The sequence below is a fragment of the Micromonospora sp. NPDC049044 genome, from assembly GCF_040649215.1.
Classification (GTDB): domain Bacteria; phylum Actinomycetota; class Actinomycetes; order Mycobacteriales; family Micromonosporaceae; genus Micromonospora.
Genome location: NZ_JBEZFA010000003.1, coordinates 213,357 through 236,457 on the forward strand (window position 1 = coordinate 213,357; position 23,101 = coordinate 236,457).

22 protein-coding genes are annotated in these 23,101 nt (G+C 72.7%); 12 read left to right on the top strand and 10 right to left on the bottom strand.

Annotation, left to right across the window (positions count from 1 at the left end; translation table 11 throughout):
* Positions 1-9: 9 nt before the first annotated feature.
* Both AB0B85_RS03850 and AB0B85_RS03855 read right to left on the bottom strand, forming a co-directional pair.
* Positions 10-771 carry an ATP-binding protein gene (locus AB0B85_RS03850; protein ID WP_357403240.1) on the bottom strand — a complete coding sequence of 254 codons (762 nt, stop codon included), beginning with the start codon at positions 769-771 and terminating at the stop codon, positions 10-12.
* A gap of 59 nt (positions 772-830) precedes the next feature.
* Entirely contained in the window at positions 831-1,829 is a 999-nt protein-coding gene (locus AB0B85_RS03855; protein ID WP_357403242.1) for an SDR family oxidoreductase, read from the bottom strand.
* A gap of 229 nt (positions 1,830-2,058) precedes the next feature.
* Here AB0B85_RS03855 and AB0B85_RS03860 point away from each other — a divergent pair, with 229 nt between their 5' ends.
* The gene (locus AB0B85_RS03860) at positions 2,059-3,258 is read left to right on the top strand and encodes a glycosyltransferase (protein WP_357403244.1); all 1,200 of its coding nucleotides are present in this window, start codon (positions 2,059-2,061) and stop codon (positions 3,256-3,258) included.
* A gap of 88 nt (positions 3,259-3,346) precedes the next feature.
* Here the strand turns inward: AB0B85_RS03860 and AB0B85_RS03865 are convergent, their stop codons facing one another.
* The 4 genes from AB0B85_RS03865 to aroA are packed head-to-tail and all read right to left on the bottom strand — an operon-like array spanning position 3,347 to position 7,536.
* Positions 3,347-4,201 (bottom strand): hypothetical protein, encoded by an 855-nt coding sequence (locus AB0B85_RS03865; protein ID WP_357403333.1) that lies wholly within the window; start codon positions 4,199-4,201, stop codon positions 3,347-3,349.
* 59 nt (positions 4,202-4,260) lie between these two features.
* Positions 4,261-5,079 (bottom strand): histidinol-phosphatase, encoded by an 819-nt coding sequence (hisN, locus tag AB0B85_RS03870; protein WP_357403246.1) that lies wholly within the window; start codon positions 5,077-5,079, stop codon positions 4,261-4,263.
* Between the two features lie 28 nt (positions 5,080-5,107).
* The gene (gene rsgA / locus AB0B85_RS03875; RefSeq protein ID WP_357403248.1) at positions 5,108-6,265 is read right to left on the bottom strand and encodes a ribosome small subunit-dependent GTPase A; all 1,158 of its coding nucleotides are present in this window, start codon (positions 6,263-6,265) and stop codon (positions 5,108-5,110) included.
* On the bottom strand, positions 6,235-7,536 hold the full coding sequence (gene aroA, locus AB0B85_RS03880) for a 3-phosphoshikimate 1-carboxyvinyltransferase (protein ID WP_357403250.1): 1,302 nt from the start codon (positions 7,534-7,536) through the stop codon (positions 6,235-6,237). Before aroA ends, rsgA begins: the two co-directional genes overlap by 31 nt.
* A 102-nt stretch (positions 7,537-7,638) precedes the next feature.
* Between aroA and AB0B85_RS03885 the strand changes: the two genes are divergently transcribed.
* The 7 genes from AB0B85_RS03885 to AB0B85_RS03915 all read left to right on the top strand — a co-directional run bounded on the left by AB0B85_RS03885 (position 7,639) and on the right by AB0B85_RS03915 (position 12,112).
* On the top strand, positions 7,639-8,349 hold the full coding sequence (locus AB0B85_RS03885) for an SOS response-associated peptidase (RefSeq protein WP_357403252.1): 711 nt from the start codon (positions 7,639-7,641) through the stop codon (positions 8,347-8,349).
* Between the two features lie 200 nt (positions 8,350-8,549).
* Positions 8,550-8,942 (top strand): WhiB family transcriptional regulator, encoded by a 393-nt coding sequence (locus AB0B85_RS03890; RefSeq protein WP_357403254.1) that lies wholly within the window; start codon positions 8,550-8,552, stop codon positions 8,940-8,942.
* Between the two features lie 52 nt (positions 8,943-8,994).
* On the top strand, positions 8,995-9,612 hold the full coding sequence (locus tag AB0B85_RS03895; protein ID WP_357403256.1) for an alpha/beta family hydrolase: 618 nt from the start codon (positions 8,995-8,997) through the stop codon (positions 9,610-9,612).
* Positions 9,613-9,851: 239 nt separating this feature from the next.
* On the top strand, positions 9,852-10,676 hold the full coding sequence (locus tag AB0B85_RS03900) for a sigma-70 family RNA polymerase sigma factor (protein WP_357403258.1): 825 nt from the start codon (positions 9,852-9,854) through the stop codon (positions 10,674-10,676).
* 1 nt (position 10,677) lies between these two features.
* Positions 10,678-10,965, top strand: a complete 288-nt coding sequence (rsrA, locus tag AB0B85_RS03905) for a mycothiol system anti-sigma-R factor (protein ID WP_357403260.1) — start codon at positions 10,678-10,680, stop codon at positions 10,963-10,965.
* Positions 10,966-11,390: 425 nt separating this feature from the next.
* Positions 11,391-11,606 (top strand): biotin/lipoyl-binding carrier protein, encoded by a 216-nt coding sequence (locus AB0B85_RS03910; RefSeq protein WP_357403262.1) that lies wholly within the window; start codon positions 11,391-11,393, stop codon positions 11,604-11,606.
* Positions 11,603-12,112, top strand: a complete 510-nt coding sequence (locus AB0B85_RS03915; RefSeq protein ID WP_357403264.1) for a GNAT family N-acetyltransferase — start codon at positions 11,603-11,605, stop codon at positions 12,110-12,112. The genes AB0B85_RS03910 and AB0B85_RS03915 overlap by 4 nt, the downstream gene beginning before the upstream one ends.
* Positions 12,113-12,123: 11 nt before the next feature.
* Here the strand turns inward: AB0B85_RS03915 and AB0B85_RS03920 are convergent, their stop codons facing one another.
* Positions 12,124-12,744 carry a helix-turn-helix domain-containing protein gene (locus AB0B85_RS03920; protein WP_357403267.1) on the bottom strand — a complete coding sequence of 207 codons (621 nt, stop codon included), beginning with the start codon at positions 12,742-12,744 and terminating at the stop codon, positions 12,124-12,126.
* A 112-nt stretch (positions 12,745-12,856) separates the two neighbouring features.
* On the opposite strand from AB0B85_RS03920, the gene AB0B85_RS03925 reads away from it, so the two are divergent.
* Positions 12,857-14,449 (top strand): MDR family MFS transporter, encoded by a 1,593-nt coding sequence (locus AB0B85_RS03925; RefSeq protein ID WP_357403269.1) that lies wholly within the window; start codon positions 12,857-12,859, stop codon positions 14,447-14,449.
* Positions 14,450-14,521: 72 nt separating this feature from the next.
* Here the strand turns inward: AB0B85_RS03925 and AB0B85_RS03930 are convergent, their stop codons facing one another.
* Positions 14,522-16,351, bottom strand: coding sequence for a tetratricopeptide repeat protein (locus AB0B85_RS03930; RefSeq protein WP_357403271.1), 1,830 nt, complete (start codon positions 16,349-16,351; stop codon positions 14,522-14,524).
* Positions 16,352-16,541: 190 nt separating this feature from the next.
* Between AB0B85_RS03930 and AB0B85_RS03935 the strand changes: the two genes are divergently transcribed.
* Both AB0B85_RS03935 and AB0B85_RS03940 read left to right on the top strand, forming a co-directional pair.
* Positions 16,542-17,573, top strand: a complete 1,032-nt coding sequence (locus tag AB0B85_RS03935) for an SIS domain-containing protein (protein WP_357403335.1) — start codon at positions 16,542-16,544, stop codon at positions 17,571-17,573.
* Between the two features lie 25 nt (positions 17,574-17,598).
* Positions 17,599-19,194, top strand: a complete 1,596-nt coding sequence (locus AB0B85_RS03940) for a histidine kinase N-terminal domain-containing protein (RefSeq protein ID WP_357403273.1) — start codon at positions 17,599-17,601, stop codon at positions 19,192-19,194.
* A gap of 9 nt (positions 19,195-19,203) precedes the next feature.
* On the opposite strand, the gene AB0B85_RS03945 is transcribed toward AB0B85_RS03940, so the two are convergent.
* Together AB0B85_RS03945 and AB0B85_RS03950 are read right to left on the bottom strand one after the other, a co-directional pair.
* Entirely contained in the window at positions 19,204-20,781 is a 1,578-nt protein-coding gene (locus tag AB0B85_RS03945) for a glycosyltransferase family 39 protein (RefSeq protein ID WP_357403276.1), read from the bottom strand.
* Positions 20,782-20,817: 36 nt separating this feature from the next.
* Positions 20,818-21,843, bottom strand: a complete 1,026-nt coding sequence (locus AB0B85_RS03950; protein ID WP_357403278.1) for an aldo/keto reductase family protein — start codon at positions 21,841-21,843, stop codon at positions 20,818-20,820.
* A 62-nt stretch (positions 21,844-21,905) separates the two neighbouring features.
* On the opposite strand from AB0B85_RS03950, the gene AB0B85_RS03955 reads away from it, so the two are divergent.
* Entirely contained in the window at positions 21,906-22,817 is a 912-nt protein-coding gene (locus AB0B85_RS03955) for an ArsR family transcriptional regulator (protein ID WP_357403280.1), read from the top strand.
* Positions 22,818-23,101 lie beyond the last annotated feature (284 nt).

Sequence of the window (23,101 nt, forward strand, 5' to 3'; positions counted from 1 at the left end):
AACGCCGCATCAGCTGAGGTGCGCGACCTCGTCGTCCGGGGACAGCACGCACCACACGACCTTGCCGTCCGGTAGGGCACTGCTGCCCCACCGACGGGCCACCGTGTCGATCAACAGCAGGCCCCGGCCGCCGACCCGGTTCGGCGGGGACAGCCCGGCGAACGTGGGGTGGCGCGCGGAGTAGTCGCGAACCGCCAGGTGCAGGGTGTCGTCCCGGGCGGCCAGCCGGACCGTCATCGGGGTCCGCGCGTGCGCCACCACGTTGTTCACCATTTCGGTGATCGCGATGGTGGCCGGGTCGACAAGCATCGGCATGCCCCAGCGTCGACAGCCGATGGTGACCAGCTCACGGGCCTGCCGGGCGGCTCCCACCGCCGGGGCCAGTTCGGCGCTGAGCACCGCCCCCGGCGGCGTCACCGCGACCGAGGCCAACGCGTCGTCCACCGCCGGCCAGGCCGGTACGCCTGCCACCAGGACCGGACGGGTCGGTGCCCCGACGTCCACCTGCTCGGGCCGGCCGACGGTCGGGTCACAGAGCAGCAGATCCACAGCGGGCCAGTCGGCGACCTCGCGGCGGACCTCGGCGAAGACGGCCCGCCCGGCCGGGTCCACCATCCGCAGTCCGGTCACGTCCGCCACCACCGGACCCGGTCGGTCCCAGAGACAGGCCAGCAGCGCGTCGCGGACCGCCTCGACTCCGGCGGCGTCGAGCGTCCCGGTCAGCCGGACCACCGCCGACGAATCGTCGACCTCCACCTGACAGCTCGGCATGATCGCCCCATTGTGCGCGCCGGCGACGGTCCGCGCATTCGGGCGCTCGACGCCGGTCATCACGGCGCCAACCGGGATCGGCGGTTGATCGCCGCCAGGGTGCCGACGGCGGTGCCGGCGGCGGCGAGACCGAACGCGGCGGTCATCCGCACCAACTGGCGCCGCCGACCGTGCCAGCCGCCGTCCCGGTGGGCCTGGCCGTCGGCGTCGAAGACGTTGCCGCTGCTGTCCGCCCGCGCGCCCGGACCGAACTGTGCGCGGTGGGCGTACCAGCCGAGGGTGCGCTCCACGAGTGCGGGCGCCAGCCGCCACTGCAGGCCGATCAGGCGGGCCGCACCGCCGGCGTACGCCTCGCGGCGGGGCCGGCGCAGCACCCGCACGATGGTCTCGGCGACCACCTCCGGCGGGTATATCGGGGGCGGTGGCATCAGTTCCCGCCCGCTGTGGTTGGCCGCGTGCCGGAAGAACGGGGTGTCGATGGTGGCCGGCAGCACTGTGCAGACGGAGATCTGGCCGCGACCGGTGACCCGAAGCTCCTGCCGGACCGTGTCGGCCAACCCACGGATGCCGTGCTTCGTGGCGTTGTACGCCGACTGGTACGGCATGGCCACCTCGGCCAGCACCGAGGCGTTGTTGACGAGCACGCCGCCACCGGCCGCGCTGAGGTGCGGCAGAGCGGCCTTGATGCCGTACACCGCGCCGAGCAGGTTGACCTCGAGCACCCGACGGAACTCGGCGACCGGAATCTCGTCGAACAGACCCACCGCGCTCACTCCGGCGTTGTTCACCCAGGCGTCGATCCGCCCGAACTCGGCGGCGGCCCGATCGGCGAGCCGTCGCACCGACTCCGGATCGGTCACGTCGGTCGGCACGACGAGCGCCCGGCCGCCCAACTCCAGGCAGCGCAGCGCGACCTGGCGGAGGGCCTCCTCGCTGCGGGCGGCCAGCACGACGGCCGTGCCACGGCGGGCCAGCGCGTACGCGGTCGCCGTACCGATCCCGCTGGACGCACCTGTGATCACCACGGTCGAATCGTCGAGGCTGCGGGTCAGTGGCATTCCTGAGCGGTACCCCCGCCCAGGCCAGGTCATGCCAGGCACCGATTGTCGATCTTTGGGAAGAGGCTGGGGCGGTCCGGGTGGTCGATGTGGTTGCCGTGGCGCAAGCATCGGTGGCACTCGCGGGCACTGTTCCCGATCTGCCAGGTTTCGACTCCCGCTCCCGAGGTTAATGGGACGCTCTGAACGGGAGGACCACCGCCGAGGAAAGATCGCAGGGAGGTGACCCATGCGCGTTGGCCTCGTCTGCGCGCACGCCAGCTCGTACCGCCACGCCGACGGTCCACCCGTTGGCACCCGGCAGCACATCGCCCGGGTCGCCGCCGAGTTGGCGGAGCGAGGCCACGACGTACGGCTCTACGAGCGCCGGGACGACCCCGGCCTGCTGGCGACGGTCGACGTCGACGGCTACCAGGTGTACCAGGTGCCAGCCGGCCCACCCACCCCGCTGTCCACCGCAGAGCTCATCCCGTACGTGACGGAGTTCGGCCGCTGGCTGGCCGACGCGTGGTCCGGCGCCTGGCGGCCCGAGGTGGTGCACGGGCACTACTGGGTCGGTGGCCTGGCCGCCGCGCACGCCGTGCGGGAGACCGACATCCCGGTGGTGCAGACGTTCCACTCGCTCGGCGTCGAGCAGGCACGCCACCTGGGCGGCCACTACGCCGGGCCGGGGGAGCGGATCACCCTGGAACGCGCCCTGACCCGGGCGGTCGACATCGCCGTCGCCCAGTCGAACGACGAGGTGGACGAGCTGACCCGGATGGGCCTGCAACGCAGCTCGGTGGCGCTGGTGCCGGCCGGGGTGGACATCGAGCAGTTCCAACCCGACGGCGAGGCGGCGCCGCGCGAACAGCGGGCCCGCATCCTCTCGGTCGGCTCGCTGGCCCCCGGGCACGGCCAGGAGGACCTGATCCGGGCGATGCGACTTGTCGGCGACGCCGAGCTGGTCATCGCCGGTGGGCCGCCGGCCGACCAGTTGACCAACCACACCGAGGCGCGGCGACTGCGCGAGCTGGCTGAGCAGGTCGGCGTCGTCGACCAGGTACGGCTCGTCGGAGCGGTGCCGCACGACCAGATGGCCACCTGGTACCGCTCGGCGGACGTGGTCGCCTGCACGCCGCACTACTCCTCCGCCGGCCGGGTCTCGCTGGAGGCGATGGCCTGCGGGGTGCCGGTGATCGGTTACGCGATGGGCGGCCTGGCGGACGCGGTTGTCGACGAGGTCACCGGACGCCTGGTGCCGCCCGGCGACGTGCGGGCGCTCGGCGTCTCGCTGCGTCGGCTGCTCGCCGACAACGCCGGCCGGTTCGCCTACGGGCACGCCGCGGTGGACCGGGTGCGCAGCAGCTACACCTGGGAGCGCACCGCCGGCGCGCTGGAGCGTCTCTACGAGCGGGTGGTGAGCCGCCGCAAGCCGGTCGAGGCCTGACCCGGCCACCGGTGCGGGACGGCGGAAGGCCGTCGCCTGGCACGGCGACCGCCCCACCACCATGCCCCGTGGGTAACCGTGCGGTTCGTCAGCCAGGCCGGCCGACGACGACCATGGCCTGGTCGCGCCGGCGGGCCAGCGCGCGTTGCTGCTGCGGCTCGGCGTACCGGGTCAGCCCGATCACCGCGGCCAGGGTGACCAGGAAACCGGCCGCGGCCAGCCACTCCCGGCCCGGCCAGATCTTGTCGTTCAGCAGCAGCAGGCCGACGATCGCGGCCGGCACCGCGCCGGCGGCGTCCATCGCGGCGACCGCGGCGGTCGTCGAACCGCGCTGCATGGCCAACCCCAGCAGCAGTTGACCGACGATCGAGTGGGCGATCAGCAGGTAGAACAGCGGGTGGGAGAGGAACGCCTCGGCGGACGCGGCGGACGCCAGGGGTCGGGCGGCGACCGCCGCCGAGCTGAACGCCAACCCGGCCAGCGAGCCGAGAGCCACCGAGCCGGGTGCCCCGCGCAGTCGGACGGCGAAGACACCGAGCACCGCGATGACGCCGAGCGCCACCAGCAGGGCGATCGAGCCGGCGGTGCCGAGCTGCTTCGACGGGGCCGGCCGGGCGGACAGCACCAGCCCGGTGATCCCGGCGAAGAGCAGGGTCAGCAGCACCATCTCCGCCACCGGCAGCCGCCACTTCAGCACCAGCACGCCGAGGATGGCGGTCACCCCGAGCCCGGCCGCGACGCTCGCCTGCACCAGGAACAGCGGCAGGTCCCGGCGGGCCAGGAAGGCGAGCACGAATCCGCCGATCTGGCAGCCCAGGCCGACCAGGTACGTCCGGTGCCCGGCGAGCCGCAACAGCAGCCCCGGATCGAAGGTGTGGTGGACCGTGGTGCGGGCCGCGGCCACCGACTGCAGGAGGTTGGCGAAGCCGTACGCGACGATCATCGCCGCGAGAAAACACCAACCGGAGGAGACCACCTGGCGAGGATAGAGGTTGGCGGGGGTCAGCGCTCGGCTGGTCGATCGAGCCGGCTGAGGATGTCGGCGTGCAGCGCACCGTTGGTGGCCACCACGCTGCTGTCGGTGCCCGGCGCGCCGGCCGGAGCCGGTCGACCCGACAGATCCGTGACAGTGCCACCCGCCTCGGTGATGATCGGCACCAGCGCCGCCACGTCCCACAGGGACAGCTCCGGTTCGACCATCACCTCGAGTGCGCCCTCGGCCAGCAGCATGTAGCCGTAGAAGTCGCCGTACGCCCGACTGCGCCAAGTGGCCCGCATCAGGTCAAGCATCGCGTCCAGCCGCCCGGCACGCTCCCACCCGTCGAGCGACGAGTAGCAGAAGCTGGCAGCCGCGACCTCGTGCACGGCGGACACCCCGATCCGCTCGCCGTCGGCGGCTCCGGGGCCGGCGTACGCCCCCGCGCCCGCGCTGGCCCACCAGCGTCGGCCCAGCGCCGGTGCGGACACCACGCCGACCGCCGGCCGGTCCCCGTCGTAGAGCGCGATCAGGCTGGCCCAGACCGGAACCCCCCGGACGAAGTTCTTGGTGCCGTCGATCGGGTCGACGATCCAACGACGGCCGTGCGGGGCGTTGGCCGCCTGCGCGCCGTACTCCTCGCCGAGCAGCCCGTCGGTCGGCCGGTGCTCGGCCAGCAGGGCGCGGATCTCCCGCTCCACCGCGGTGTCCGCATCCGAGACCGGGGTCAGGTCGGGCTTCGCCTCCACCCGCAGGTCGAGCGCGCGGAACCGGGCCATGGCGATGGTGTCGGCCCGGTCGGCGAGCAGGTGGGCGAGGGCGAGGTCGTCGGCGTACCCGGTCATGCCGGCAACCTAGCCGACGCCCGGCGGCTCACTCGTCGGGGCCGCGCCGGTCGCCCTCGCCGGGCCCGCGCTGGTCGCTCTCGCCGCGCGGGTCGCCGTCGCCGGCTCGGGAGGCGAGCAACCGGCGGTACGAGGCCAGCCGGCGCGGGTCGGCCTTGCCGGCGGCCACCCAGGCGTCCAGCCCGCAGGCGGCCTCGTCGGCCGTGTGCTGGCAGTTGGGCGGGCAGTCGACGGTGCCCTCGACCAGGTCCGGGAAGCCGTGCAACAGGCTGTCGGCCGAGACGTGCGCCAGCCCGAAGCTGCGGATCCCGGGGGTGTCGATGATCCAGCCGGGATCGGTGTCGACGCCCGGCACCGGCGGCAACCGCAGCGCCACCGCGCTGGTGGAGGTGTGCCGGCCACGACCGATCGCGCTCACCACGCCGACAGCGCGCAGCGCGTCCGGGACGAGGCGGTTGACGAGTGTCGACTTGCCCACCCCGGAGTGCCCGACCAGCACCGACACCTTGCCGCTGAGCAGCGCGCGGAGCGCGCCCAGGTCGGCGTCGGGTCGGTTGAGCACGTACGGCAGCTCCAGCTCGGTGTAGTAGCCGAGCACCTCCTCCGGGCCGGCCAGGTCGGCCTTGGTGAGGCAGAGCAGCGGCTCGACGTCCGCGTCGTACGCGGCCACCAGGCAGCGATCGATGAACCCGGTGCGCGGCGGCGGGTCGGCAAGCGCGCTGACGATCACCAGCTGGTCGGCGTTGGCCACCACCACCCGTTCCAGCCGGCCCTCGGCGGTGGTCTCGTCGTCGTCGGCGGTGCGGCGCAGCACCGAGCGACGCTCGGCGATCCGGACGATCCGGGCGAGCGCGCCCTCCGCCCCGGACGTGTCCCCGACCAGGCTGACCCGGTCGCCCACCACCACCGACTTGCGGCCCAGTTCGCGGGCGCGCATCGCGGTCACCGTGGGCAGCTCGGCCCCCACCACGCCGCGCTCGGCCCCGGCCAGCACGCACTGGTAGCGCCCCCGGTCGACGGCGATGACGAAACCGTCCACCGCGTCGTTGTGCTGGGGCCGGGTGCGGGTACGCGGGCGCGACGACTTTCCGGGCCGGACCCGTACGTCGTCCTCGTCGTACTCCCGCCGCTTGGTCGCCAGGGCCTGTCCTCTTCTCAGCTCTTGCCGGTCACCATTGCTGACCATAGTGCCGGGAACTCGGGCATGGTCTTGGAGGTGCACCCCACGTCGTCCACCTCGATGCCGGGGACGGCGAGGCCGGCCACCGCGGCGGCGTGCGCCATCCGGTGGTCGTGGTAGGTGCGGAAGATCCCGCCGCGCACCGGGCGGGGCCTGATCTCCAGCCCGTCCGGCGTCTCGGTGATGTCCGCCCCGAGCGCGGTGAACTCCCGCGCGAGCGCGGCGAGCCGGTCGGTCTCGTGGCCCCGGATGTGCCCGACGCCGGTGAACACCGACGGCGAGTCGGCAAGCATGGCCAGCGCGGTCAGCGCCGGGGTCAGCTCGCTGACGTCGGAGAGGTCGGCGGTCAGGCCGTGCACCACGCCGGTGCCCCGCACCGTCAGCCCGGCGGTGGACAGCGTGACCTCGCCGCCCATCCGCTGCAGCAACGAGCGGAGTTGTTCGACCGGTTGGGCGCTGCTGTGCGGCCAGCCCTGCAGGGTGACCTCACCACCGGTGACCAGGGCGGCGGCGAAGAACGGCACCGCTCCGGAGAGGTCCGGTTCGATCTCCCAGCCGCGTCCGGTGAGCGGGCCGGGCTCGACGGTCCACACGTCGGGGGTGCTGTCGTCGACGGCCGCGCCGGCGGCCCGCAACATCCGTACCGTCATCCGCAGGTGCGGCGCGGAGGGCACCGGCGGGCCGACGTGGCGGACCACGACGCCCCTGTCGAAGCGCGGGGCGGCCAGCAACAACGCGGAGACGAACTGGCTGGACACGGACGCGTCGAGCACCACCTCGCCGCCGGTGACCCGGCCGGAGCCGAACACGGTGAGCGGCAGGCTGCCGGTGCCGGTGACGTCGATCCGGACGCCGAGCGAGCGCAGTGCGCCGACCAGCGGGCCGAGCGGCCGGGTGCGAACGTACGGGTCGCCGTCGAAGGTGACCGGCCCGTCGGCCAGCCCGGCCACCGGCGGCACGAACCGCATCACGGTGCCGGCCAGGCCCACGTCGACGTGGGCGGGGCCGACCAGCGGGTGCGGCCGGACCAGCCAGCGCTCGTCGTCGCTTATCGACACGTGTGCGCCCATCGCCCGCAGGCCGGCGGCCATCAACTCGGTGTCGCGGGCCCGCAGCGGCTCGGCCAGCGTCGACGGCCCGGCGGCCAGCGCGCTGAGCACCAGGGCGCGCGCGGTCATCGATTTGGACCCGGGCAGGCGCAGCGTCGCCGCCACCGGGTTGGACGCGGTCGGTGCGCTCCACGGCTGCGGCGGCCGGGTCGCGGTCAGATTCCCCACGGTTACATTCTGCCGTGTTGGCCGGCCGGCGGCGGGCAGCGGCTGTCGTACTCCCGGTTGGCGGGACAGCCGACGGGCCCGCGACGCGTTAGCGTGTCGTCCATGTGCGGCAGGTACGCGACGACCCGGAGCGCCGGTGAGCTGAGCGCGCTGTTCGAGTCGTCCGACGACACAGGCGGCCTGCTCCGACCGGATCACAACGTCGCGCCTACCGACCCGGTGCCGCTGGTCCGGGTCAGCCCCGAGGGGCACCGCAGTCTCTGTGTCGGTCGCTGGGGTCTGCTGCCGCACTGGTCCCGGTCGCCCGCCGGGGCGGCCCGCATGATCAACGCGCGGGCGGAGACGGTGGCCACCAGCCGGGCGTACGCCGGGTCGTTCGCCCGTCGCCGCTGCCTGGTGCCGGCGGACGGTTGGTACGAGTGGGCCCGGCGGCCCGACGGTGGGCGACAGGCCTACTACCTGACGCCGAGCGACGGTTCGGTGCTCGCCCTGGCCGGCATCTGGTCGGTGTGGCAGTCCGAGGCCGAGACCCGGCTCACCTTCAGCGTGCTGACCACCGCGGCGCTCGGCGAGTTGGCCGAGGTGCACGACCGGATGCCGGTGCTGCTGTCGCCCGAGCACTGGGCGTCGTGGCTGGCACCGACCGACGAGCCGGAGCGGCTGCTCGTCCCGGCGTCGGCGGAGCGGCTCGCCGGGTTGGAAATCCGGCCGGTCGGGGCGGCGGTGGGCGACGTTCGTAATGACGGGCCGCAATTGACCGCCCGGGTTTCGGTGGAGCCAGCGGTGCGGCCACAGGAGCTGACCCTGTTCTGATACCAACCGGTCCACATCGTCAGGCGCCGATTTGCCAGGGTTGCGCGTGATTCGTCGCCTGGCCGTTCAGTCATGTTCCCGGCAGACCCTTGTCCCGGTGTTGTGAAGTGCGATAGAACACAGCGCCGGTAGTGGCTGTCGATTCGCACGGGGCGGACGACGTCCACCGATCTTGCCGGTCCCACGGGGGAGGTGGGTGGATGACACGGGCGCGTATGCCTCGCCCGCACGAGGTGGCTGCGGCGCGGCGAGATCCGCGACTGCTGCGGGCAGTGCGGGAACGGCGACAGGACGACGCGTGGCGCACCAGAGGCACATGCCAGAGCGTTGATCCGGAGACATTCTTTCCGGCACCAAACGAACCGGCGGACGCCGCCGTCGCGCTGTGCCGCAGTTGCGACGTGCAGGGGTCCTGTCTGGCCTGGGCCCTCGACGTCGGTGACTGCCACGGCGTGTGGGGGGCCACCACACCCCGCGAACGGCGGGCGATGCTTGTCGCCTGGCGTGGCGAGGTCGATCCGGATCCGGACGCCGTCGACGACGCCGGCCCGCCGGTGCGGGATCGTCTGCTCACCCTGGTCCCGTTGAGCTGACCGGCGCACCCGACCCGCACCCGCCGCCGGTCGGGCGGCGCAGAATGGGTCGGTGCTGACCAGCGACGAGATCGACACCCCGCGTGGTTCGGCGCGGATCGACACCGACCTGCCGTCCCGCCCGGCCACCGCTCTGCTCGTGCTCGGGCACGGCGCGGGCGGCAGCGTGGACGCCCCGGACCTGCTCGCGGTCCGGGACGCGGCGGTCGCGGCCGGCCTGGTCGTGGTGCGGGTGACCCAGCCCTACCGGGTCGCGGGTCGACGTGCGCCGGCACCGGCAGGCCATCTCGACGAGGCCTGGACGGCGGTGCTCGCCGTGCTGCGGGAGCGGCACGGCGACGCGTCGACGGTGCTTGTCGGCGGCCGTTCCAGTGGCGCTCGGGTGGCCTGCCGCACGGCCCGTGCGGTGGGTGCGGCCGGGGTGCTCACGTTGGCCTTTCCGCTGCACCCACCCGGGCGGCCGGAGCGTTCCCGCGCCGCCGAGTTGGACACCGGGCTGCCGACGCTCGTCGTCAACGGTGACCGGGACCCGTTCGGGACACCGGAGCCGGGGCCGACCGTGCAGGTGGTGACCCGTCCCGGGGAGACGCACGACCTGCGCCGGGATCCGGTTGGCACCGCTGCCGTCGTCGTGGCCTGGTTGCGCGCCCAGGGCTGGGCACCCGCCTGATCCGGTCGGGCCCCGGCGCGCCCGGGCGACCGTTTCCGGTGCCGGGCGCGGGTCGTTGCATCCGATGGTGCCGCCGGCCCGGTTCGGACCGGCGACACCAGTCCTCCCAGGCCCTTCCTGGTCCCAGCGCCGGCCGCCGTCGGGGCCGGGACCAGGAACGGGGGAGGGGCAGCCGGAATGTCCCAGTGGTCATCTCGCGTTACTAACCCCGGACGACTTTTCTGCGAGGGGGGCGACCGGTGCCGACCGAGACACGAAGCCTGAAACGGGACGAGCGTGACGTCCGGCAGCTGAAGCGGCTGCTGGATGGTCCGGAGTGGCCCGCGACGGCGGGGCCGGGCGGGGCGGGTGCGGTGAGCACTGGCACACCGGCCGGAAGTGAATCTGCGGGCAGGTCCGTGCGCGTATCCTCGGCGGGAAAGCATCCGACGCGAGGGGATGTGCGGTTGACCACCGAGAAGACGGACGAGCGCAGGGCCCGGTTCGAGCGGGACGCGATGCCATTCGTCGATCAGCTCTACGCTGCTGGGCTGCGGATGACCCGCAACCCGGCGGATGCCGAGGACCTGGTTCAGGAGACGTACCTGAAGGCGTACGCGGCCTTCCACCAGTTCGAGCAGGGCACGAACCTGAAGGCCTGGCTCTACCGGATCCTGACCAACACCTACATCAATTCCTACCGCAAGCGGCAGCGCCAGCCGATTCAGGCGCCCACCGAGGAGATCACCGACTGGCAGTTGGCCGAGGCCGAGTCGCACACCTCCAGTGGGCTGCGCTCGGCCGAGACCGAGGCGCTGGACCGGCTGCCGGACAGCGACGTCAAGGAGGCCCTCCAGCAGTTGCCGGAGGAGTTCCGCCTGGCCGTCTACCTCACCGATGTCGAGGGCTTCTCCTACAAGGAGGTCGCGGACATCATGGGCACGCCGATCGGCACGGTGATGTCGCGTCTGCACCGGGGTCGTCGTAATCTGCGCAAGTTGCTAGAGCGCTATGCCGGTGAGCGGGGCTTCAGTGCGGCCCGCTCGGCCAAGGGCTCGACCGCTGCCGCCGGCCGGGAGGTGTGACGTGAGCTGTGGACAGCCGCACGAGACGGACTGCCGTGAAGTGCTCGCGGAGGTTTACCTCTACCTGGATCTGGAGTGCGCCGACGAGCGGCGCTCGCTGATCCGGCACCACCTGGACGAGTGCGGGCCCTGCCTGCGTGAGTACGGGCTCGAGCAGGAGGTGCGGGCGTTGGTGGCTCGGTGCTGCGGCAACGAGACCGCGCCGGACGAGCTGCGCGAGCGACTGCGGGTCAAGCTCACCGAGCTGGTGGTCTTCGAGACAAGTGATTCCCGCGAGCTGGCCGACTGAGCGTCGGCGCCGCTGACGGAGCAAAGCCGGTGGCCCGGGTCGTTGTCGACCCGGGCCACCGGTGCACCCGGCGTCGGCCGGGTCGAGCTGATCGGTGACGGGCCGCCGGCCCGTCGATCCGTTCAGGAGTTGGGACGCTTGCCGTGGTTCGCGGCGCTCTTCTTACGAGCCTTCTTCTTCCGGGACTTCTTCGCCATGCTGACCTCCTCGTGATTGGGGCGGATCCGTGCTGCCCACGACCTCGGCGTCGGTGCTCCACCGGCGGCCCGGCAGCGGGTCCGACCCGCTGATGGTAGTGCGGTCGGCACCTGCCGCTTCTCCCCGGGGCGGGTGCCCCATCCCGGCGGTGCCGCTGCGCGCCCACCGACGAACGTCGCATGATTGGATACGTCGGCAGGCATATCGCGAAAAGGGAGGGCCCGGACATGGCCGAGGAGATCCGCGCCGAGATGGTGGCGAACGTCTGGAAGGTCGTCGCCACGGCAGGTGACACAGTGGCCGAGGGCGACACCCTGGTGATCCTGGAGTCGATGAAGATGGAGATCCCCGTCGTCGCCGAGTCCGATGGTGTGCTGGAGCAGCTCGCGGTGCACGAGGGCGACGTGGTGCAGGACGGCGACCTGATCGCGGTGATTGCTTGACGGGGGTGCGGGTCCGTCCGGCCGAACCTGCCGACTTCCCGGCGGTGGCCCGGTTGACGGTGGCCGCGTACGAGGCGGACGGCCAGCTCAAGGGCGGACACGGCTACGGCGAGGTGCTTGCCGATGTGTCGACCCGGGCCGCCAGCGGCGCGGTGCTGGTCGCGGTCGACGAGGTGACCGGGGCGGTGCTCGGGTCGGTGACCTTCGTGCTGTCGGGCACCCCGTTCGCCGAGCTGTCCGGGCCGGGCGAGGCGGAGTTCCGGATGCTCGCGGTCGACCCGGGCGCTCAGGGTCGGGGGGTCGGCGCGGCACTGGCGCAGGCGTGCGTGACGCGCGCCGTCGAGCTGGGTTGCACGGCAGTGGTGATCTGCGTCCGGGCCGGGATGGCCGCACCGGCGCACCGGCTCTACGCGCGGCTCGGGTTCGTCCGGGCGCCGGAGAAGGACTGGGCCCCTGCGGCGGGTGTGGACCTGCTCGGCCTGCGACTGGACCTCACAGCCGGCTGAGCCGCCGACGATCAGCCGCGCGGGCTCCCCGACGTGGCCGCCGCACTCTCGTCGGGCTTTGCGGCGGCACCAGCGCCGATCGCGCCCAGCAGTTCGTCGGCCACCTCCAGCGCGAGCTGGCGACGCTCCTCGTTGGTGATGTCCGGTGCCCGTACGGCGAACCAACTCGTGTGCACGGCGAACAGTGACAGCGCGGCGCGCAGTTGGGCGGCGGGGGAGTCGTCGCCCCGGCAGAGGGCGTCGACGAGCTGCATCATCCGGCCGCGCATCTGCTGGCCGGAGGCGAGGCTCTTGAGCACTGTCTGGTTCTGCTCGAAGAAGCGCATCACGGACGGCTGCTCGCCGCCGAACATCGTGTCGGCGTAGCGGGTGATCAGCTCGCGCCGGGTGGCCAGGGTGGCTGGCTGCGTCGCGGCCCAGGCGTTGAGGGCGTCCATCTTCTCCAGCCGGTCCTCGACGAAGCTGGCGACGATGTCGTCCTTGCTCTTGAAGTGGTAGTAGAGCGCGGCCTTCGTGACGTTGAGTCGCTCGGCGATCTCCCGGAGCGAGGTCTTCTCGTACCCCTGCTCGGTGAAGAGCTCGAGCGCGACGGCTTTGATCCGCTCCCGCGTCCCGCCTGTGCTCTCCCTCACCCAAACCCCCCAATTGACTTGACCGTGGCTTCCTACCCAACTTACCGTGCGGCTAGTAAGGTGACTAGCCGGGCGGCAAGTAAGTGTGGCAAACCTCGGGGGGAGCTTACCCATGACCACGCAGGCAACCCAGGCCGGCGTACGACCCAACAACATCAGGGTCGTGCTGTTCGGGCTGATGATCGCGATGATGCTCGCGATGCTCGACAATATGATCGTCAGCACCGCGCTACCGCGGATCGTCGGCGAGTTCGGCGGCCTCAACCACTTCACCTGGGTGGTCACCGCGTACGTCCTGGGCACCACAGTGTCCACCCCGATCTGGGGCAAGCTCGGCGACCTCTACGGTCGCAAGTCGGTCTTCCTGACCTCGGTCATCATCTTCCTCGTCGGCTCCGCCCTCTGTGGCATGGCCGGCTCCGGGATGCTCGGCGGTCCGCAGGACGGCATGGTCCAGCTCATCGCCTTCCGTGCCGTGCAGGGCCTCGGCGCCGGTGGGCTCATGGTCGGCGTGATGGCGATCATCGGTGACCTCGTCCCGCCCCGCGAGCGTGGGCGCTACCAGGGCATGATCGCCGGCATCATGGCCATCGCCATGGTCGCCGGTCCGCTGGCCGGTGGCTTCATCACCGACCACCTCTCCTGGCGGTGGGCGTTCTACGTGAACCTGCCGCTGGGCGGGATCGCGCTGCTCGTGTTGATCAGCACGATGCACCTGCCGAAGTACCGCACCGAGCACCGGATCGACTGGCTCGGGGCCGGGCTGCTCTCGGTCGGCATCACCGCGATCGTGCTCATCACCACCTGGGGCGGCAACGAGTACGACTGGACGTCACCGCAGATCCTCGGCCTGGCCGTGCTCGGCGCGCTCGCGCTTGTGGCGTTCGGCCTGGTGGAGCGCCGGGTTCAGGAGCCCATCCTGCCGTTGGCGCTCTTCGCGAACCGCAACTTCGCGCTGATCTCGGTGATCGGGTTCCTGCTCGGTTTCGCGATGTTCGGCGCGATGAACTTCCTGCCGCTCTACCAGCAGACCGTGCAGGGGGCGTCGGCGACAAACAGTGGTCTGCTGCTGCTGCCCCTGATGTTCGGCATGCTTGTCGTCTCGCTTGTCATCGGCCGGGCGATCACCAGGAACGGTAGGTACCGGGCGTACCCGATCATCGGTGGCGTGGTGATGACGGCGGGCATGGCGCTGCTGTCCATGCTCGACACCGACACCAGCAAGCTGATGTCGTCGCTGTACATGATCGTGCTCGGCGTCGGCATGGGCTTCCTGATGCAGACGTCGATGCTCATCGCCCAGAACAGCGTGGAGCAGAAGGACCTCGGCGCGGCCAGCGGCGCGGCGACCTTCTTCCGGTCGATCGGCGGCTCGTTCGGCATCTCGCTGTTCGGCGCGATCTTCGCCAACCGGCTGGCCAGATCCGAGGGCGGTCGAGCCTTCGGCGGCGGCGAGGCCGGCGCCGGCATGGACCTGGCGAAGCTCAAGGACCTGCCGGCCCAGGCCCGCGAGATGGTGCTCGGTGGCCTCTCCGACGCGATCTCGCACGTGTTCCTCTGGGCGGTGGTGTTCACCATCGCGATCCCGGTGCTCGCCTGGTTCATCAAGGAGATCCCGCTGCGCACCGCCAACGAGGCGCCGCCGCAGGCCACTCCGGAGGAGGAGGCCGAGATCGCGCTCGGCAAGGCAGCTCCGGTCGCCTGACCACAACCGCACCGCACGCCGTGTCGTCCCGTCCGGGTCGGCGCGGCGTGCCCGTTCCCGCGACCCGGCTACCTAGCGGGCGCCACGCAGGCGCTGCCAGAGGCGGCGTAGCGGGTTGCGGGGGCGGGGGACTCGGGGCGAGAGCGTGCCGAGCAGTTCGGTGGCCAGGGCCGCGGTGGCCCGGTCCAGTTCCGGCACGGCGAGCGCCAGGTGGGCCAGCGAGACGGCGATCGGGACCGGCCGGGCCCGAGCCACGGCCGCCACGTCGGCGAGCCGTTCCGCCGCCACCGCGGCCACGTCCGACCGTACCGACGGATCCACCCAGGCGGCCGTGACCAGGGCGAACAGCGCCGCCTCGGTGACCCAGTCCTCCACGTCCCAGACCAGATCGAGTAGCACCCGACGCCGGGTCGAACCCTCCCACGGCTCGTCGGTCCGGTGGTGCAGCAGCCCCAGGCAGGCCCACACCTGCACCCCACGAACCCACATCGACGGGTCGTGGGCGGCCAGCAGCCGACCCACCGCGTTCGCCGGTGCCGCCGGCGGGTGCACCAGCAGGCCGAGCAGGTCCGCCACGTCGAGACCGGCCAGGCCCACCGCCGCGTCGTACGCCGCCGGCGGGTGCGGCCAGGCCGGGTGGGCGAGCTGACCGATCCGTTCGACAGCCGTCGCCGAGGGCGCCGGTAGTGCGGGGGTGGGAACGTTGTCCGTGTAGTGCCACAACCGTTGGGCGGACGCTCGCCGGGGCTCGCGCGGGTCCGGATCCGACGTGCCGACGACGTCGATCCGCAGCCCGGGGGCGGTGGACGTGGCCGTCCGGACGGCGCTCGGCGGGGCGGCGGCGGACAGTTGTACGGCGTTGCCGGAACCGTTGTCGTCATCGGCCACGGCCTGGCGCAGCGCGTCGACGAGTGGGCCGCCGGCCGGGGTCAGCTGGCCGAGCCAGGGTCGGCCTCGGCAGCACTGCGCCAGGTCACCGTGCTCGTGGCTGTCGTCGGGGTGGTCGCGGACGAAGTCGGCGAGCGCGACCAGGTGGGCCAGGTCGCCGTCGCGCAGGTGCCGGAGCCGGTGCGCGGTGTGCACAGCGCAGTCGAAGGACGGGTCGCGGACCAGCGCCCGCTCGGTCCACTCCAGTGCCTCGTCCAGCCGGCCGATCTCGGCCAGGGTGCCGGCGATGTCCGCGTAGATCGCCAGGTCGTCCGGGTCCAGCTCGACGGCCCGAGTGAGGGCCGCGAGGCCGTCGCGGGTCCGGCCCGCGCTGCGGTACGCGTACCCGAGCCAGACCTCGCCCATCTTCGAGCGTTGTGCGCGTACCCCTCGGGTGGCCCAGCGCACCGCAAGCGCCGCCTCGCCGAGACGCCGGGCCAGCGCGGACGCCGCACCCAGCAACAGGCCGTGCTCGGGATGGACGGTGGCCGCGTTGCGGGCCAGCGTGAGGTACGGCGTGAGGGCACCCCGGTCGACCCGCGGCACCGGGTCGGGCAGCGCGGCGCAGATCTGCATGAGGGTGCGGGCGATGTGCTCCGGGTCCAACCGTTCGGCCAGCTCGGGCGCGGTGACCCAGGGCACGCCGGCCCACTCGGTGCCGGGCGCGTACGCGGTCGCCGCGGCCAGCAGCTCCAGCCCTTCGGCCGGGCGGCCGGCGGTGGCGAGCAGGTGGGCGCGGGCGACGACCGAGCCCACGAAGGTGTGGTGGTTGAGCGGGAAGAGGCCGAGGCCACCGCCGCTGGCCGCGGCGAGCCGGGCCAGCGTCTCGTGTACCTCCGGGAGGGTCGGGGCCTGCGCCAGTGCGCCGGCGAGGTGGCCGGCGGCGTGGTGCAGGTCGCCCTCGTCGAGTGCCAGCCGGGCCAGCGCCAGCTCCTCCGTCGCGGAGAGCGCGGGGTCGTCCGTTCCCTCGGGCACGTCGTCCTCTCGTCGCTGGGCTTGGCCGGGTGCGGCCCCGCCAAGCTTAGTTGATATTGAGATCAATTGGTGATCATCTGCGCACTCCTGCTCGTTCGATTGCCGAGATGCGCTTAAAAGTGCAAGACTGAGCAAGAATCGCGCGGCAATCGCGCAGGGAGGGGTTTCCGTGACACGTGCAGGGGCCGGGATGGCCGCCGACATCGACGAGCAGCCGGCTGGCTACGCCCGTCTACTCTCGGCCGCCAACGCCGCGGAGATCGCGCGGGTGGCGGCGGTCATCGCCCAACGTCGCCCCCGGCACGTGGTCTTCACCGCCCGGGGCACCTCCGACCACGCGGCCCTCTACGGGGCGTACCTGACCGAGATCCGGCTCGGCCTGCCCGCCGGGCTCGCCTCGCCCAGCGCGGTAACCCTGTTCGGGGCCCGACCCGATCTGTCGGACGCGCTTGTCGTCGGGGTCAGCCAGAGCGGGGGTTCACCCGACCTGGCCGAGGTGCTACGCGCCGCCCGCGCCTCCGGAGCGCTGACCCTCGCGGTGACGAACGCGCCGGAGTCGCCGCTTGTGGAGGTGGCCGAGCTGAGCGTCGACATCGCCGCCGGGCACGAGCGGGCGGTGGCCGCCACCAAGACGTACACCGCCGAGCTGCTCGCCCTGCTGATGCTCGTGGAGGGGATCCGGGCCGGCGACGGCGTGCTCCCGGCGGACGAACGGGAGGCGCTCGACGCGCTGCCCGAGTTGGCCGCCCGCACCCTGGCCGACGACACCCCGACCCGGCTCGCGCCGCGCTACCGGTTCGCCCGCCAGTTGGTCACCACCGGCCGGGGGTACGCCTACCCGACCGCCCGGGAGGCGGCGTTGAAGCTGATGGAGACCTCGTACCTGCCGGCGCTCGCCTTCTCCGGCGCCGATCTGCTGCACGGCCCACTCGCGATGACCGACCCGGAGGTTCCGGTGCTCGCGGTGGTCGGCTCCGGCCCCGGTGGCCGGTCGATGGGCGAGGTGCTGCCCCGCCTCGGCGAACGCCGCGCCGACGTCGTTGTGGTCGGCTCCGCCGACGTGCCGGGCGCCACCCGGCTGGCCGTGCCCGAGGTCGACGAGCGGTACGCCCCGCTGCTGGACATCCTGCCGTTGCAGCGGTTGGCGCTGGCCCTGGCTCTCACCCGAGGTGAGGATCCAGACGCGCCGCGCGGGTTGAAGAAGGTCACCGCGACGATGTGAGGGGCGGCGTGGCACCCTGGTCACCGTGTCCACGCTGCGCGACCTCGCCGAGGAGCACACCCATCTCCGTCCGGCCGACATCGACCACCTGCACCGCATCGCCGGCGACTGGCAACTGCTCTCCGATCTCTCCTTCGCCGACCTGTTGCTCTGGGTGCCGGTCGACACCGAGGGCACGTTCCTCTGCGTCGCCCAGGTCCGCCCGACCACCGCACCCACCGCCTACCAGGACGACCAGGTGGGGCGGATCGTCGGCGGTTCCGAGGTGGCCCACCTCGGGGTGGCGTACTCCCAGGGCCGGATCTGGCGGGAGGGCGATCCGGTCTGGTACGGCGACGTGCCGGCCCGGCACGAGGCGATCCCGGTCCGGTTGCGGACCGCCGAGGGGGAGGCCGGCGAGGTGATCGCCGTGGTGGGGCGGGACACCAACCTCTCCACCGCGCGCACCCCGAGCCAACTGGAGCTCAACTACCTGACCACCGCCGACGACCTGGCGCAGATGATCGCGGACGGCACCTTCCCACCACCACGGCACCCGGGCGAGACCACCTCCGCACCCCGGGTCGGCGACGGCCTGGTCCGGCTCGATGCCGGCGGCAAGGTCACCTACGCCAGCCCGAACGCGCAGTCCGCGTACCGCCGGTTGGGCTACGCCGCACACCTGGTGGGCGAGGATCTGGCCGCGCTGCACCGCCGGCTGGCCGGGGATCCGCTGGACGGCACCGAGGCGGCGAACGGCATCCTGGCCGCCCTGCGCGGCGAGGCGCCACCCCGACGGGAGATCGACGCGCGGGGTGCCACGATGCTCACCCGGGCGCTGCCACTGATGCCCGCCGGAGTGCCGATCGGCGCGCTCGTGCTGGTCCGCGACATCACCGAGGTTCGCCGTCGGGATCGGGCACTGATCACCAAGGACGCCACGATCCGGGAGATCCACCACCGGGTGAAGAACAATCTCCAGACCGTTGCCGCGCTGCTGCGGTTGCAGGCCCGCCGGGTGGCCATGCCGGAGGCCCGCGTCGCGCTTGAGGAATCGGTGCGCCGGGTCGCCTCGATCGCCCTGGTGCACGAGACGCTCTCGATGTCCAGCGACGAGGCTGTCGAGTTCGACGGCATCGTGGACCGGGTGGCCAGCGCGGCGACCGAGGTCGCGGCGACCGAGGTGAGCGTCGGCATGCGTCGACGGGGCAGCTTCGGCGTGCTGCCGGCGGAGATCGCCACCTCGCTGGTGATGGTCCTCAACGAGTTGCTGCTCAACGCCGTCGAGCACGGCTTCCCGCCGGCCGACGAGGTGGACGACGCCCCCGCGCCCGTCGCCGGTCCGGGTCTGGTGCCGGCGGTCGCCCCCGAGGTTGATGACGCGATCAGGCCGGAGGTGGTGGTCTCGGCGCACCGGTTCCGCAAGATGCTGCACGTCTCGGTGACCGACAACGGACGAGGGCTGCCGCCGGGCTTCGACGCGGAGCAGGCCAGCCGGCTCGGCCTCCAGATCGTCCGGGCCCTGGTCACCGGGGAGTTGCGCGGCACCATCGAGCTGCGGGCCGGCGCCACCGGCGGCACCGAGGCGGTCCTTGTCGTCCCACTGGCCCGCAACAGCCACGAAGGCCGCTCACCGGCCTGATCGCCGCCGTCAGCGGGTCAACAGGGCGACGGTCAGGCCGGGGCGCGGCCAGACCTGGGCGACAGCGAAGTCGGCGCGCAGGGCGTCGCCCTTGGCACCGGTCACGGCGGCCAGCGGATCGGCGTGCCGGCCGGAGATCACCAGCCACACCCGGGTCGTGCCGGCCAGGCACTGTGCCGGTTGGGGGCACTCGGCCGCCCACAGGTCGCCCCGGCGGACCTCGTCCTCGGTGACCAGCACGTCCCGTGGGGGGTCGTCGAGGTGGTACTCGATGCCGAGGTCGAGGAAGAGCCAGCTCTGCCGGGGCGAGTAGACCACCGCGTCGCCCGGCCGCTGACCCTCGGCGATCACCCGAGCCACACCCGCGTAGTCCACCGGCGCGCTGCGCGGCCATTCGTGGGTACGCCGCAGCGCCGCCTGGTCGGGAAGGCCGAGCAACCCGGCCAGGAGCACCACGGCGAGCGCGGCCGGCGCGGCCACCGCGGCCAGCGCCGCGCCCGCCAGCAGGCAGGCGAAGGGCACCACGAAGACCAGGTACCGGGGCACCCACAGTGGTACGACCTCACCGGCGGCGAAGAGCAGCAGCACGGGCAGCAGCACCGCGCTCACCGGTAGCAGGGCCCGCCGCCCGAGCCGGGCCGCCCCCAGCGCGGCGACCCCGACCAGCAGTCCGCCCACCACGCTGCTCTGTGCCACGCCGCCGGGCAGCGCGGTCAGGTCGTCCAACCTGACCAGGCTCACCCAGTTCAGCTGGCGGGAGCGTTGGGCCCGGGCCTTGAGCAGCAGGGGAGCGACAAGCAGAGCAACCGGAACCACGGCGACCACCCACCGCCACACCCGCCGGTCCCGCTCGCCGGCGCGACGGTCCCGGCCGGCGGTGGTTCGGCCCTGGGCGCCGGTGGGCCGGTCCCGGCCGGCGGTGGTTTGGCCCTGGTGGGCGGTGGGTTGGTCCGGGGTGGCGACGCCGGCTGCGGCTGGGCCGCGCCACCAGGCCAGCAGGACTACCAGAGCGTGCGCCGCGAGCAGGCTGAGCGCGATCAGGTGGATGAGCCCGAGCGCGGCCACCGCGGCGGCGTAACCGGCCCACCGGGTCCAGCTCGGCCGGCGCAGTGCGGCCACCAGCAGCAGGGTGGCGAGCACCGCGAGCATGGTGGCCAACGCGTACGGGCGGGCCTCCTGCCCGTAGCGGGACGTGCCGGGGAGGACCGCGAACAGCAGCCCGGCGAACAGCCCGGTGCGCCGGTCGACAAGCCGCGCGCCGAGCACGGCGAGCAACCCGGCCGCCACCGTCATCGCCAGCACGGCCGGAGTGCGCAGGGCGATCGTGGAGTCGCCGAAGATCGCGGTCCAGCCGTGCATCAGCAGGTAGTACGGCCCGGTGGCGGCGTCGATGGTGCCGGCCAACCGGGCCAGCTCGTCGGGCGACCGGCTGGCCGCGCTCCAGGTCGCCAACTCGTCGCGCCAGAGCTGGGCCGAACCCAGTCCGGTCAGGGTCACCACCAGGGTCAGCAGCGCCGGGGAGAGCCAGACCGGTACGCGGCGCAGGTGGTCCCACGCCGCACCGGTCGACTCGGACAATCTGCCCACGGTTCGAGCCTGCCACGCCTGGCCCGCCGTTGGGTGTCAGCCGGGCGCAGGCGGTCGGCGCCAGGCCGGCATCACGTCGTTCGGTCGGGCGGTCTTCGCCGGATCACGCTCGACCAGATCGCCGAGCACGGCATCGATCCGCTCGATCAGTTCGTCGTCCAGCCGTACCGTGGCCGCACCGGCCGTCTCGGCGAGCTGCTCGGGTCGGGACGCGCCGACGATCGCGCTGGCCACTGTTGGTCGGTGCAACACCCACGCCACCGCCAGCTGGGCCATCGTGCAGCCGGCGGCATCGGCGACCGACCGGAGCTGGCGGACCCGGGAGAGCAGGAGATCCGACGAGTAGCGGGCGATGAACGACCCGCCGAAGTCGTCGGTGGCCCGGGAGTCGGCGGGCGGGCGTTGGCCGGGTTGGTACTTGCCGGTCAGCACGCCCATCGCCAGCGGCGCCCAGGCGAGCTGGCCCAACCCGAGTTCCGCGCTGGTCGGCACCACCTCGGCCTCCACCACCCGCCACAGCATCGAGTACTGCGGCTGGTTGGCGATGAACGGGACCCGCAGTTCGGCGGCGAGCCGCAGGCCCGCCCGCAGCTGCGGGGCGGTCCACTCGGAGGCGCCGACGTAGAGCACCTTGCCCTGGCGGACCAGGTCGGCGAAGGCGAGCATCGTCTCCTCCAACGGCACCGTGTCGTCGTACCGGTGGGCCTGGTAGAGGTCGACGTAGTCGGTGCCCAGCCGGCCCAGCGAGGCGTGGCAGCTCTCGATGATGTGCTTGCGGGACAGCCCGGCGTCGTTGGCTCCCGGCCCGACCGGCAGGAACACCTTCGTGCACAGCTCGACCGAGCTGCGCCGGACGCCGCGCAGCGCCTTGCCCAGCGCCTCCTCGGCCCGACCTTGGGCGTACCGGTCGGCGGTGTCGAAGGTGGTGATGCCCGCGTCCAGGGCGGCGCCCACGCAGGCGGCCGCCGCGTCGTCGTCGAGCTGATTGCCGTGGGTGACCCAGTTGCCGTACGCGACCGCGCTGACGCGCAGGCCCGACCGGCCCAGTTGTCTGTACTCCATGTGAGGATCCTCGGGCCGTCCCGAGCTGTCGCCGAAGCGTTCGAGCGTGATCGAATCCGTCGGTGATCGAGATTCGGTTCTCGCCTGACGACCTGAGCCGGGTGCGGTTCGTGCACTCGCCCCTGGCCGAGCTGGTGGCCAGCTCCTGGGCTTTGCGTAAGCCGGCGAAGTACTGGATGCACCGGCCGTGGCGGGAGCGCGCCGAGCGGCTGCTGCCGGATGCCGGCCTCGAGCCGCTGCTGGCGGTGCTCAGATCGGCAAACGGCTACGTGCCGGACTTCCTCACCCCGATCGGGGTGACACCGAACCTGGCCGCCGAGTTACGGGCGGTCGCCGACACCGACCCGTCCCGGGTGCGACGGCAACTGGAACGCGCCGGTGCTCCCCGGCTGTCCCCTGACGAACTGGTCGCGCAGCTCCACAGGTACTTCACACTGCTGATCGCACCGGACTGGCCCCGGCTGCGGGCGCTCGCGCTGGCCGACATCCGGCGCCGGATGCTGCTCGCCGCCGAGCAGGGTGGGCGCACCCTGCTCCGCGAGGTGCACCCGTTGATCCGGTGGGACGGCGCGGCGCTGCGGGTCGCCGTCGGCACGAAAGTGCCTGCCGGCCTGGACGGACGCCCGTGGACGTTGCTGCCCACCGCGTTCTCCGGACCGACTGTCCACGCGATCATGGAGGGCGACGCCGGGCCCGCCCTCTGCTATCCGCCGGCCGGGCTGGGCGGGCTGTGGGATTCGCCGCCGCCCAGCGCGGCGCTGGGCGCTCTGCTGGGCAGTACCCGGGCGGCGGCGCTGTCCCTGCTCGACACCCCGCTGAGCACCGGTGAGCTGGCCGCGATGTTGGGGCTCGCGCCGGCGACCGCGTCGCACCACCTCACCACCCTGCGAGACAACGGCCTGATCACCGGCGTACGGCAGGGGAGAGTGGTGCGTTATGCCCGAACTATCCTTGGTGACCAACTGGTCGGCTGACCGTCGGCCCGTGATGTGGGATCCAGCACGCGGACATTGGCCGACCCCCTTCAGGTGTGGGAGCATGGGCGCATGACCGCCGCAGTCGTCCGCCGCTTCGTGGCACGTCGCCACGTCGATTACGGCCGCGTGCGCAGCGCGATCTGTCCGGCTTACTGACGACGCCCGACCAATCTGTCTCGGGCGCGCTCCGCGCCGGCTGTCTGAAGACACCGTTGTCCCGCCCGCTTCGCCGGGCCGGCCGTCGCGCCCCGCGTACCCCCGAGGCACAGCAGACAACGGAG

Coding starts and splice junctions, on each gene's coding strand:
- AB0B85_RS03850 (WP_357403240.1), bottom strand. CDS start 771: ATGCCGAGCTGTCAGGTGGAGGTCGACGATTCGTCGGCGGTGGTCCGG.
- AB0B85_RS03855 (WP_357403242.1), bottom strand. CDS start 1,829: ATGCCACTGACCCGCAGCCTCGACGATTCGACCGTGGTGATCACAGGT.
- AB0B85_RS03860 (WP_357403244.1), top strand. CDS start 2,059: ATGCGCGTTGGCCTCGTCTGCGCGCACGCCAGCTCGTACCGCCACGCC.
- AB0B85_RS03865 (WP_357403333.1), bottom strand. CDS start 4,201: ATGATCGTCGCGTACGGCTTCGCCAACCTCCTGCAGTCGGTGGCCGCG.
- hisN (WP_357403246.1), bottom strand. CDS start 5,079: ATGACCGGGTACGCCGACGACCTCGCCCTCGCCCACCTGCTCGCCGAC.
- rsgA (WP_357403248.1), bottom strand. CDS start 6,265: ATGGTCAGCAATGGTGACCGGCAAGAGCTGAGAAGAGGACAGGCCCTG.
- AB0B85_RS03885 (WP_357403252.1), top strand. CDS start 7,639: ATGTGCGGCAGGTACGCGACGACCCGGAGCGCCGGTGAGCTGAGCGCG.
- AB0B85_RS03890 (WP_357403254.1), top strand. CDS start 8,550: ATGACACGGGCGCGTATGCCTCGCCCGCACGAGGTGGCTGCGGCGCGG.
- AB0B85_RS03910 (WP_357403262.1), top strand. CDS start 11,391: ATGGCCGAGGAGATCCGCGCCGAGATGGTGGCGAACGTCTGGAAGGTC.
- AB0B85_RS03925 (WP_357403269.1), top strand. CDS start 12,857: ATGACCACGCAGGCAACCCAGGCCGGCGTACGACCCAACAACATCAGG.
- AB0B85_RS03935 (WP_357403335.1), top strand. CDS start 16,542: ATGGCCGCCGACATCGACGAGCAGCCGGCTGGCTACGCCCGTCTACTC.
- AB0B85_RS03950 (WP_357403278.1), bottom strand. CDS start 21,843: ATGGAGTACAGACAACTGGGCCGGTCGGGCCTGCGCGTCAGCGCGGTC.